The sequence below is a fragment of the Mesonia ostreae genome (assembly GCF_031845265.1).
Taxonomy (GTDB): Bacteria; Bacteroidota; Bacteroidia; order Flavobacteriales; family Flavobacteriaceae; genus Mesonia; species Mesonia ostreae.
This window is the reverse complement of the sequence record NZ_JAVRBG010000003.1, coordinates 173,066-185,275: the sequence shown is the minus strand read 5'-3', so window position 1 is coordinate 185,275 and position 12,210 is coordinate 173,066. Positions and strand designations below refer to the sequence as shown.

Sequence of the window (12,210 nt, the reverse complement as noted above, 5' to 3'; positions counted from 1 at the left end):
TCGGAGCCGAATTAGAAAAGTGATGCAAAAAAAAAGTAGGGTAAAGCTTCCAAAACAACAGATAAAACTACTTTTGATCTTTTCATAAAAATATTTGACTAATTTTATGTTCTACAATCAAAGTGATTGTAAGAAATGAAGCTTACCATCATCTAATTTTAAGAATCCACTTGATGAAAATAAAAATCAAATTATCTGTATTATTACTTTTTAGTCTAATTTTAACTAATTGTGCAAAAGATGATGAGCAAAAATTAAGTTCGGAAAATCAAATACTTTCTTTTAAAATTATAGAAAATGAGAATGAATACAGTGGAGTAATTAATCAATCAAATAAAACCATTAATATTATGGTAAGTGATTTAGATTTATCCAATCCAATTACCCCTAAAATCGAAATATCAGAAAACGCAAGTATATCTCCTTCAGACAGAATATCTCAGAATTTTAGTGATAGTGTAGAATATACTGTAACAGCAGAAAATGGAAACGAAGTCATTTACTCTGTAAGGGTAGGTAGTTCAGATAATGAAATAACCTCATTTAGTATTACTCCAATCGATACAACTTATTCTGGAGTAATAAATCATGTAGATAAAACTATTCTTATTGAAGCCCAAGGTTTAGAATTAAACAATACTTTAATTCCAAACATTGAATACTCTCCTAATGCAAGTATCTCTCCCAGTTCTTCACAAGAACAAGACTTCAGTGAAAATATTGAATACACAGTTACGGCTCATAATGGAGAACAAGCAACCTATAATGTTATAACCAATAATACACCTTTATCAAATGAAAAAAAAATATTAAGCTTTCAACTTATTATTGACGACGAAATTTTTGAAGGCGTCATCAATCATGCTACTCGCACCATTGAAGTGGAAACCAACAAAAATCCTAACAATATATCGCCAATTATTACGATATCAAACGGGGCGCTCATCAGTCCTGATATTACCGAACCTCAAAATTTTGAAGATATTGTAGAATATACAATAACGGCAGAAAATCAAACCTCTAATGTATATAGAATTAAAACCAAAGTGTTTTCATTTTTTACTATGAATGTAGCTAATAGTACTAATGATATTGCTACAAAATATTACAGTAATGCGATTCCAATTGTAAAGGCCTCTTTTGTTGATTTAACTATTCCAGATTCAAAACTTATTTTAGAAAATGACCAAAATAGTTACGAGCTTACTTTTTCAGATTATTATTCCAGTACCTATAATGATATTCTATTGACCAGTTTTAAAATTGAATTCCCACAAAACATCGTCACAGCAAGTAACTATAAGTTAAAATATAAAGTAGGGGATATAGTTAAATGTGTTTCAAATTTTGAAATTGATGTCTTAGCGGAAAATGTTCCAGAAATAACTTCAATTAATCAAACTAGCTTTTCTTTTATGGACACCCTTATTTTAGTTGGTAATGATTTAGTACCGGGACTTAGGGTTTTAGCTCATAATGGCACAATCTATCAATATAATCAATCTTACGTTAGTGTAAATCCAGATGCTACACAATTAACATTTCCAATTCATATAAATAGTTATATGTTTCCTTCAGTAGTAGGACAGTCTTCTCCACATCCGACACCAATAATTATCTATTACAATCAAAGGTATGGGGAAGGAGTCGTAGTAGACTTCAATTAGAGTTATTGTAATTAATTAATATATCTAAACGATACTGGCAAAAACGCAGAAGTATTAAGACAGATTTCTCAGTCCGATATTGATTAAGATATCTCGAAATTTTTTTTTCTAATTCTTAGCTCTTAGGGCTTGACGCTAGATTTTTGATTAAATAATAAGATTGATGAACAATGGTCGGATAGAATTAATAATGCTAGAAACACTTAAAAAGCTTTCTTAATCTTCAAGAATAACTCCACCAACAGCAAACAGGCAAAACCCGCTACAAGTCCAATAAAGAATTCAAATAAGATAGAAGGTATAGCTTCTGGTAAGAGGTGATGTATAAACTCTATATTGTGAACAAAAATTCCGCCTGCCACTAAAAGTAGAGCAATGGTTCCTATAACGCTTAAACTTTTAATCACTTTGGGTAGTGCCGCTACTAAAAATTCTCCCAATTTATTGGTAAAACTCTTTTCTGAGGTGCTTTTTTCTATTAAATGATGACCTGCTTCATCCATTCTTACAATTAGAGCTACAATGCCATAAACTCCTACAGTTGCAATAAGCGCAATGATGCTTACCACAATTATTTGGGTAGCAATGGGTTCTTTTACTACGGTACCCAATGCGATAATAACAATCTCTACGGAAAGAATAAAATCAGTAACAATAGCAGATTTTACGCGTTCTTTTTCTAAAGCCAGAATTTCTTCTTTTGTACTTACTTCTTTAAGCTCTTCTTTTTTTGATTCTTGTTGATGAGGATTAAAATAGTGATAAATCTTTTCGGCACCCTCATAACCGAGATAAAGTCCTCCTAAAATTAAAATGATGGTGATGGCCCAAGGTAAAAAGGCGCTTAATAAAAAAGCGATAGGAAGAATGATGATTTTGTTTAATAACGAACCTTTTGTGATGGCCCAAAGCACAGGAATTTCTCTAGAAGAAACAAAACCTGAGGCCTTTTCGGCATTAACTGCCAAATCATCCCCTAAAATTCCTGCTGTTTTTTTTGCAGCGACTTTACTCATCATCGCCACATCATCCATAAGGGCTGCGATGTCATCTAAAATTGCAAATATTCCTGAAGCCATACTTTATATTTGGAGATAATAAAAGATAATAAAGAGAGTTAAAGATTATAAAGCTCTCAACTTTTTTAGTTTAGCTTTCCAAGTTTCTAACTCTTGCTTATGGCGTTCAATATTTTTTAAAACTTCTTTAAATAGAGGATTAGACTCATCTGCATTAGAGAAAAACTGCATATTGTTTTCCAATTGTCTAATTTCTGCTTTTGTCTCATCAATTCTCTTGCGAATAAAGAACTGCTCTTTGCGTATTTTTTCCGTATCATCTGCGTCGTCTAATGCCTGCAAACGATTTTCGTATTTAAGCATTTCAGAGTCTTTTTTACTTAAGTCCAATTCATTAAATAAATGATCTAATACTTTATTAAACTTGCCTTCAATATATTTCATTTTATAAGGCACTCTTCCCAATTCTTTCCATTCAGAAATCTTGGTTTTTATTAGAGCTAGAGCTTCTTTATGTTCTTTTGGTAATTTGAGCTCTTTTACTTCTTCTAGCATTTTTTTCTTCTTTTCAAATGCTTCTATGCCTTCTTTATTCTCTTCATCTTGCTTAGAGTGCAAACGATCAAAGTAATGGTTACAAGCTTTTTTAAAGCGTTTCCAAATCTTATCACTATCTTTTCTAGGCACGTGTCCTACCTTTCTCCATTCGCTTTGCACCTTCTTCATGATAGGCGTAGTGGCCTCCATGTCTTTATTGTCTTTATTATCTTCTGCAATTTCTACCAATTCTAATTTTTTCTCTAGATTTTGGTATTGTTCTTTTTTAAGATTTTTATAGTAAGCGTTCTTTTTACGATTAAACTCTCTAACGGTTTCCTTAAATTTGGACCAAGTTTCTTCATTTACATTTCTAGGAACTTTCCCCGCTTTAAAAAACTGCTCTCGTAAAGCCTCTATTTTTTTAATACGCTGTTGAGCTTGATTATGAGAAGTGATATCTAAACTTGCAAATTCTTGTATTTGACTAATTAAATCATTTTTAGATTCTAGATTTTTCTCTTTGTCTTTATCTAGTTCAGCAAAATGAGCTTGACGGTTTTCGTGAATCTTTTTTGTAGCCTCACTAAATTTTCCCCAAATATCTTCGCGATATTGTTTCTCTACAGGACCTACATCTTCTTTCCACATTTTATGAAGCATTTGTAACTCTCTAAATGCTCTATTGATATTGGTTTCTTGAGCCAATTCTTCTGCACGAGTAATCATTTTAAGTTTCTGCTCTAGATTATGTTTAAAGTCCATATCTCTAAACTCTCTATCTAAATGCAAGAAATCATAAAAATGCTCTACGTGATGGTGGTAATTATTCCAAACCGTATTGTATTGATCTCTTGGGATAGCTCCAGCTTTTTTCCAACGTTCTTGCAGCTCTTTAAATTCTTTAAAGTTGGCATTCATATCGGCTCCAGCTCCAATCATCCCTTTTAACTCTTCAATAATCGCTAACCTGCGATTTAAGTTTTCATTTAAGTTCTGCTTCAGCTTTTGATAATGTAGATTGCGTTTTTCTTTATACTCGAAATAAGCAGAGTTGAATTCTTTTTTTACAGGAGTCGAATATTGAAAATCAATAATGTTTCCTCCTTCTTCTAAGAAATCTTCCTTTTTCTGCTCCATTTCTTCTTCAAACTTCGCATTAAATTCGGTTTTGATTTCTTCTACGTGATCTTTTATCGCCTGAATTTTCTCTTTTTTAACCAAAGACTGTAACTCATTCACTAAATCTTTCATGCTCATCGCATGATAGTCTTTCATCTCAATGTCATGTTTTTTCCCAGAATCCTCATCTTCACTTTCCTCTGCAATAGCGTCATCCATTTCTTTATGCATGTCGGTACCCTCTTCCTTTTCCTTAGAATTTTCCTTCTCCTCTCCTTCAGCTTCTTTCTTATCCTCTTCTGCGCTTACAGGAGTTTCCTCGTTTCTTTCAAAATCTGCTTCCTCAACCATTGCCTCCTCTAAATTAGCATCTTTATCGCTATTCTCTTTAGGTTCTGTAGATGGGGTTGGGTTGATTTTTTTTTCTTCGTTTTCGTTTTCGTGAGTTTCCTTGTCAGACATTTTTTTCAATGTTTAAGTTCATATGGTTATAGGCTTGAAAGATAGTAACTACGAGTTGTTTCTGCAAGAAAAATATGCCGAAGGAATATTTGCTTATTCATTCCAAATTTGCCAAGCTCTTTCTGCCTGATATTCTAACATTTTATTGCCATTATAAATACTGCAACCTCGTATTTTCCCTTTCGCTAGAAACTCAGTAATAGCAGGGTTATACACCAAATCGTAGAGTAGATGAGAAGGCTCTAAAAAGTCATAGGGAATTGCTGCAGATTCTTTTACTTTAGGATGCGTTCCTAAGGGTGTACAATTGACAATTAAAGGATGCTCTTTAATTATTTTCTCATCCAATTCCGCGTAAGCGAAGTCATTCTCCTGCGGATTTCTAGAAACAAAACAATACTCAATTCCCATAGATTTTAAAGCATTGGCCACCGCTTTTGAGGCGCCTCCTTTTCCCAAAATAAGCGCATGGCTATGCTGTTTTTCTAAAATCGGAAATAAAGATTTCATAAATCCAAAAGCATCTGTATTGTATCCAATGAGTTTGTTGTCTACAAATTTGATGGTATTTACGGCTTGTATTTGTTGCGCTTCCGCGGAAAGTTCATCTAGAAAAGGAAGAATACTTTCTTTGTAAGGAATGGTAACATTTAAACCTTTTAGCTGTTTGTTTTTTTGAAGGACGCTTTTAAATTCTTTGATGTTTTCGATATCAAAATTATCATATACCGCATCTATCTGAAGCTGATTAAATTTTTCTTGAAAGAAATTTTTAGAAAAAGAATACGAAATGTTTTTACCTATAAGTCCAAATTTTTTCATGCTTGTTTCTCTTTTGAAGGTCTTCCATAACGTTCTAAACCTAGAACGATTGAGATACCCATAATAATAAAAATAAGTGCAAGGTATGTACTAGAATCTGAAAGACTTGGCCAATAGCGGTCGTAGTTGTCTAAAACTTGATTGCCGTTGGCATCTTTTAAAATTTCTCCAGCCATATCGGTTTTAAAAATCTTTTCTTTCCAGGGCCAAACCACGCCCAGCGAACCGGTAATAAAACCAATAATAATGGCGTATGTGATGTTCTTATAATGATTTAGTACAAATCCCAAAATATGTGATAAAGTGACTAATCCCACCACAGATCCTGCCGTAAAGCTGGTAAGTACTTGCAATAATCTAACTCTTGCGGGATCGTTCGTGAATGAAAAGTCTAACCGCATAAGATCTGTAAGCGTATCGAAAAGCGCATTAACTGAATCTACAAGTAACAATACATAATTACCGATAAGAATAAGAATAAAGGAGCCCGAAAGCCCGGGTAAAGTCATCCCCGAAACGCCTATAATTCCGCATATAAATACAAACCAAAGGTTGTCATTTTCGGTAGCGGGCTCTAATAAACTAATCCCAATTCCGGCAATCATTCCTAAAACAATAAAAAGAATATTTTTGGAAGATTTAAGATTAAAATCTTTGGCGATAAAATAAATGGATCCAATAATCATCCCAAAGAACGTAGACCATACATAGAGTTCGTAATGAACGATGAGGTAATCGAGAATTTTGGAAACGCTAAAATAGCTAATCACCATTCCCAAGATGAGGAGACCTAAAAACTTTCCGTTTACGTAGTGATAAAAAGACCTAAATTTTCCTTTCAGAAGCAATAAAAACGAGTTATAATTGATTCTTTGCAGGGAATGAATAAACTCTTCGTAAAAACCAGCTACAAAAGCAACCACACCTCCAGAAACTCCAGGAACTTTATTGGCAGCTCCCATCGCTAGACCTTTAAGTACTAAGAATAATTTATCTCTAAAAGTTCGGGTTTGTTGCATTATCCTTCTTTTTGACCAAATTTCTCTAATAAAAAGATGGTTAAGAACCCAATGATCATTAAAGCAAGAGCCCAGAAAATCTGCGCGTCTGTGCCTTGGTTAAGGGTTTCATATGTTGTAGGAAGTACACTTACATCTGAAATTGTTTTGAGCGTTTCAAAATCTTGTGTTTCTTTTTGAAAAAGAGCTAGCGTACCAAAATTGGAGATTTCTGATAGACTGATTTCTCTTCCTAGGTCTTTACTCCAAACAATTTCAGTGATCTTCCAAGGCCAGACTTTGTTTAGAGATCCAAAAATGAATCCGGTAAGTACAGCCAGCGTACAATTATGATAGTTGTTAAAAAGCCATTTTAAAACTCGGCTAAAACTTAATAGACCTATTACAGCTCCCACCACAAAAAGAGCAATTTTTTTAAAATCTAAGTCGTGAATGGCATCGCTTAGGGTTTTATAGGCTCCTAAAATCAATAAAATAAAGGAACCCGAAATTCCTGGTAAAATCATAGCACATATTGCGATTGCTCCTGCGAATAATAAAAAATAGGAATTAGAATTACTGGATAATGGTGGGAGAGAAGAAATATAAAAAGCTGCTACAGCTCCCAAGATGAGGGAAATAATTACTGCAATACTCCAAGTTTTTATCTGTTTTCCAATAAAATAAATACTAGCGACAATAAGACCAAAAAAGAAAGACCAAATTAAAACAGGTTCATTTTCAATTAAGTACTTTGCCAATTGCATAAAAGAAACAAAACTGATAATGATTCCTAATAGTAAGGCAAGTATAAAATTGCCGTTTAATTTTTCCCAAAATGCCTTAAAACCTTCTTTGGGAATTGTTTTAAAAAGTGCAATATCTATGTTGCTAATCGTGTTGATTAATTCTTCATAAATACCAGAGATAAAAGCGATGGTTCCTCCAGAAACTCCTGGTACAGCATCTGCTGCTCCCATAGCCATTCCTTTTAATCCTATGGAGAAATAGTCTTTAAATGTTCTTCTCATCAAGTTGATTCAATTCTATAAAAGTAAAAATACTAAAATAGAAAAGAAGGCGCTAATTTTAATACGAGAATTGGTTAAGCTTTATATTTCGCAATAAGCTTCTGGATACTAGGACGGTTAAAAATATTAGGAAAAACATAATCCATTAGAAGAACATATTCCTGATCTATTTGTAATCCTTTTTCTAAATGAGCATATCCTTTTACACCTTGATTAATGCTAAAGTGTAGACCAGATAAACGGTATTCTATTTCGGCAGTATCTGGATAAAACTCCATCGCTTGATGCATAGACTGTATAGCAGTTTCAAACTCTCCTAAATTAATAAGTAAATCGCAGCGAGTGATCCAAGTTTCTAACTCATAATTTCCTAATTCTAAGCTTTTTTGTAAACCCTTTTCGGCTTCCTCCAAAAAGTTAAGCTTCTTATTTATTTTAGAAAACCGCTTCCAATATAATATGTTTTCTTCATCAATTTGTATCGCTTTGTTGATGTAATATAAAGCTTTTTGAAAATTGAATTTGCGGCAGTGAAAATCGGTTATGGCAATCCAAGCTTTATCTAGTAAAGGATCTTCGTGAGTTGCTTTTTTATAGTAATGAATGGCAAGATCTTCTACTCCTAACTTCTCGTAGCACTTTCCAATATGTAAAAATGCAAAGGCAGTAGGATCATCTAATTCTAAAGTAATTTGATAGTTTTGAATTGCCTCCTTATATCTTTTTAATTTCTCTAGTACTTTTCCTTTTTCCAAATAGGCGCCAATAAAAAATTCATCAGAAATAATGGCATAGTCAAAAGCATCTAAGGCTTCTTCATATTTTTTTAAGTGGCGGTATTGCATTCCTATTTGATGCCAAGCGACTTCACAATAAGGATTTAATTCTATAAAAGAAAGAAGATATTTTATAGACTCTCCTTTCTCTTCTAGCACATCAAAACAATAGATAATATTATATAAAGCGCTATAATCCTCTTGGTCTATCTCTAAACATTTCATATAATTGTTTTTGGCATTTTCAAAATCTTCCAAAAACATATATTCCATAGCTAGTAAGGAGTAAACATCTGGCGCATCTGTAGTATTTTCTAATGCGATCTCTAGCATTTTTATAGCCTCTTGGTGCTTGTCTTTCTTAGAAAGAATGTTGGCTTTTTGAATATAGATTTCTTCATTAGAAGGTTCAATTTTGTGTAAATTATTCAAAATGTTATCTGCTTCTTCTAACTTATTTTCAAATATGAAAATCTCGACTTTAAAAAGCAGTAAATGAATTGAATTAGGATGCTGTTCCAAACCTAGACGCACCGCTTTTTTTGCCAAAGCAATTTTGCCAACTTCTAGGTAATGAAATATAATAGCTTCAAATTCGTCCGAGTCAAAAAACAAAATATCATTTGTTTTAAGCATCGATTCAAATTTAGAGAGTGAGAAATGATGTCCTTCGTTTTGACTCAAATGCATATACGAATGTTTAATATTCCTACATTACTAAAGTTAGTCTGTAATTTCAACAAAACTAACATTAGACTGTGTTATTTGTTAACAAAATAATTAACAGGCTGCTTATTTATCTCGTCTAAGAGAGCTATAATTTTTTTACAACCTTCTTCAATTTCTTGATGAGAAATAGTTAGGGGAGGAGTTATACGTACGGCTCTTTTTTCAAATAAAAGCCAAAATAAGATAAGTCCTTCTTCTTGTGATTTCAAAATCAATTGATTAGCAACCTCTTCAGAAGTAACAATTAAAGCTAGCATTAATCCTACTCCACGTATTTCTTTAATGAGCGAATGTTGTAATATTTCTTTGAATAAGGCTTCCTTTTCTAGAGTTTCTTGCATAAGATTAGAAGAAGTAATTTCTTGTAATGTTGCTAAGGCTGCCGCGGAAATGATTGCGTTTCCACCAAAAGTGGTAATATGTCCCATTTTTGGAGCGTCACTTAACGTATTAATCACCTCATTTTTTGCCACAAATGCTCCTGCGGGTAAACCTCCAGCCATTCCCTTCCCAATAACTAAAATATCTGGAACCACCCCATACTTCTGAAAAGCAAATAAGTGTCCCGTTCTTCCAAAGCCGGGTTGTATTTCATCCAAAATTAAAAGCGCGCCTACTTCTTCACAACGTTGCTTTACTTTTTTTAAGTAATCGTCTTGAGGTGTTATAAAACCCGCGCCCCCTTGAATGGTTTCCAATACCACCGCAGCGGTTTTAGAAGTAATTTTTTCAATATCTGCAATACTATTGAATTGAATATGACCAATTTCTGGAATTAGAGGATAAAACGGTTTTTTGCGTTCTTCAAAATCTGACAAACTCAAAGAGCCCATGGTATTGCCGTGGTATGCTTGATGTGCCGAAATAATTTCTTGCCGTCCTGTATACCTTCGCGCCAATTTAAGCGCTCCTTCAATTGCCTCGGTGCCGCTATTCACCATATAAGTGGTGGCATTTTCAATCTCTATGTTTTCGGCGAGTAATTTTGAAAACTCAATCGCGGGACCTTGGGCATATTCGCCATACACCATCACGTGCATATACAACTCGAGTTGCTCTTTGATCGCAGCGACTACTTTAGGATGCAAATGGCCTAGACTACAAGCAGAAACTCCCGCAACAAAATCTAAATAGGTTTTGCCCGAAGTATCATAAATATAACTTCCTTTCGCGTGCTGCACTTCGATTCCTAAAGGATGCGGAGTGGTTTGTGCTTGGTAGGTTAAAAAGTCTTTTCTCATAACTTCGACTTTAACTCGGGTTTCTCTTTCTTTAATTCGGGGACTTTGGGTTCTTTTAATTTCACACTGTCTTTGTCCCTATTTTGAAGTAGTTGCGGTGTAAGTCTAGAGTTTTTATTCAGGATGACTTCTTCTCCTTCCTCTTTTTCTTCAAAAAATTCTTCTTCCTCTGCTGGCAATGGTATTCCTTTAATTTTGGGTAAATTTAAAGGTGCATCATTGATAAATAAATCTGACTTTTGAAGTAATTGTTCGTCACCACGCCAGTTAAAACCTTTTAGTTGCCGTGCATTTTCAGGAAAATCTTCTTCTTTGTATAAAATACTTTCTACATCGGTATAATAATAGATATCTGTAATGGCTTTTTGCTTAAATAGAATCTTGATGGAGGAGGAGATGGCTTTATCTATTCCGATAAGGGAAGTATCATCATCTCTACTGTAATAAATGGTCTCGGTGTTTTTAATAAAATTGGTTTCGGTGATTTCATTGTCTTCAAACAACCCAAACATTTCTTTTCCTTTTACTTGATTAAATCCGTTAATGGAATCTTTTTGAATCATAAACGCATTTTCAAAGACTTTTAAAGAATCTAGCTGATTGGTTTTTACGTTGTTCAATAAATGAATGGTATCTCCTGTCATTTGATTACTACTTGTCCATACCACAGGTTTTCCTAGCATTTCAGTTAGGCCTGTATATTCGTTGACGATAACCGAATCGCATTTTCCGCTCATATCAGATTTGTATAAGCGCGTGTCATAATAACCTCTAATCAATCGGCGTTCTGGTTTACCTGTAATCATTAAAGTATCGCTATGAATATGAATGGAATCCTGCTCCTGTTTCATAGAAGCTAAGGCTCTTTTGGTAATAAAAACAGAATCTTTTGCTCGAAAAACCTCTGCATAATGACCTGTAATTAAAGATTGATTAGCGGTATCTGTCACTCTAATATTATTGGTGGCAGACGCAAAACTATTCTCTCGATTAAAATAAATACTATCGCCTTGCAATTTTCTATTATCGTAGTGAATCGTAGAATTTTTTACAAAGTAGCCTTTATCATTTCTAGTGTCATAAAAACCACGTTCGCAATACACTTCACTCGATTCTCCTTTAATTGTAGATGGTCCATAAAGATAAGCGTGTCCTGTTTCTGAATAAAAATCGATTTGCTCGGAATTGATCACGTATTCTGGATTGGTGACTACCACATTCTGAATAAAAGAAATTTTATCTTCTTCCATAAAAAATCTTCCCACCCTACTCTTAATAGTGCTGGCAGTATCTCTTACTGTGCCGCCGCTTCTATAAAAAGCTTGTTGTTTCATACGATCAAAAAAGAGCGTATCTGTAGTAAGTGTATTTTTTGGAGTAGTGAGAAATACGTTGGTGCTGGCAAAAGCAAATTTGGTATTTCCGTTATATTCGGCGTATTCACTTGTCATATTAATGGTGTCGCCTTGTATCATTTTTACATTCCCAAAGGCTTTAAAGAAATCATCTTCTTTGTAAAAAATAGCTTGATCGCACCAAACCTCAATTCCTTCGTGATTAAAATAAACCTGCTCCGTAACTTTACTTAATAAGAAAGCTCCTGGATATTTTTCTTCGTTTTTAATAGATCTTTCACTGGTATAATCAATTTTTTTAGAATTCTCTTGCGCCTGAAGCGAGAATCCCAAAGTAAGAAAGCCAAAAAGAAAGAGAAGATAATTTTTCAATACTTTAATTTTTATCAAAAGTAATCATTAAATCGGAATGCCATATAAAGCTATTCTTCGTTTTCAATCAAAAAACGCT

General features: G+C 33.7%; 9 protein-coding genes. 1 reads left to right on the top strand and 8 read right to left on the bottom strand.

Translation table 11 applies throughout. The annotated features are described in order from the left end of the window. Positions 1-173: 173 nt before the first annotated feature. On the top strand, positions 174-1,667 hold the full coding sequence (locus tag RLT85_RS04405; protein ID WP_311400820.1) for an SGBP N-terminal domain-containing protein: 1,494 nt from the start codon (positions 174-176) through the stop codon (positions 1,665-1,667). 203 nt (positions 1,668-1,870) lie between these two features. Here the strand turns inward: RLT85_RS04405 and RLT85_RS04400 are convergent, their stop codons facing one another. The 8 genes from RLT85_RS04400 to RLT85_RS04365 form a co-directional block, all read right to left on the bottom strand. Next, positions 1,871-2,746: a DUF808 domain-containing protein gene (locus RLT85_RS04400; protein ID WP_311400819.1), complete on the bottom strand. Its 876-nt coding sequence runs from the start codon at positions 2,744-2,746 to the stop codon at positions 1,871-1,873. Positions 2,747-2,791: 45 nt separating this feature from the next. Next, a complete protein-coding gene (locus tag RLT85_RS04395) occupies positions 2,792-4,807 on the bottom strand; it encodes a DUF349 domain-containing protein (protein ID WP_311400818.1) in 2,016 nt (671 codons plus the stop codon). A 93-nt stretch (positions 4,808-4,900) separates the two neighbouring features. Beyond that, the gene (locus tag RLT85_RS04390) at positions 4,901-5,629 is read right to left on the bottom strand and encodes a shikimate dehydrogenase family protein (RefSeq protein ID WP_311400817.1); all 729 of its coding nucleotides are present in this window, start codon (positions 5,627-5,629) and stop codon (positions 4,901-4,903) included. Next, on the bottom strand, positions 5,626-6,648 hold the full coding sequence (locus tag RLT85_RS04385; RefSeq protein ID WP_311400816.1) for a DUF368 domain-containing protein: 1,023 nt from the start codon (positions 6,646-6,648) through the stop codon (positions 5,626-5,628). The genes RLT85_RS04390 and RLT85_RS04385 overlap by 4 nt, the downstream gene beginning before the upstream one ends. Then, positions 6,648-7,658, bottom strand: a complete 1,011-nt coding sequence (locus RLT85_RS04380) for a DUF368 domain-containing protein (protein ID WP_311400815.1) — start codon at positions 7,656-7,658, stop codon at positions 6,648-6,650. Before RLT85_RS04380 ends, RLT85_RS04385 begins: the two co-directional genes overlap by 1 nt. Positions 7,659-7,732: 74 nt before the next feature. Next, positions 7,733-9,124 (bottom strand): tetratricopeptide repeat protein, encoded by a 1,392-nt coding sequence (locus tag RLT85_RS04375; protein WP_311400814.1) that lies wholly within the window; start codon positions 9,122-9,124, stop codon positions 7,733-7,735. 71 nt (positions 9,125-9,195) lie between these two features. Next, positions 9,196-10,404: an aspartate aminotransferase family protein gene (locus RLT85_RS04370; protein ID WP_311400813.1), complete on the bottom strand. Its 1,209-nt coding sequence runs from the start codon at positions 10,402-10,404 to the stop codon at positions 9,196-9,198. Further along, positions 10,401-12,131, bottom strand: a complete 1,731-nt coding sequence (locus RLT85_RS04365; RefSeq protein WP_311400812.1) for an OstA-like protein — start codon at positions 12,129-12,131, stop codon at positions 10,401-10,403. The genes RLT85_RS04370 and RLT85_RS04365 overlap by 4 nt, the downstream gene beginning before the upstream one ends. Between the last annotated feature and the right edge of the window lie 79 nt (positions 12,132-12,210).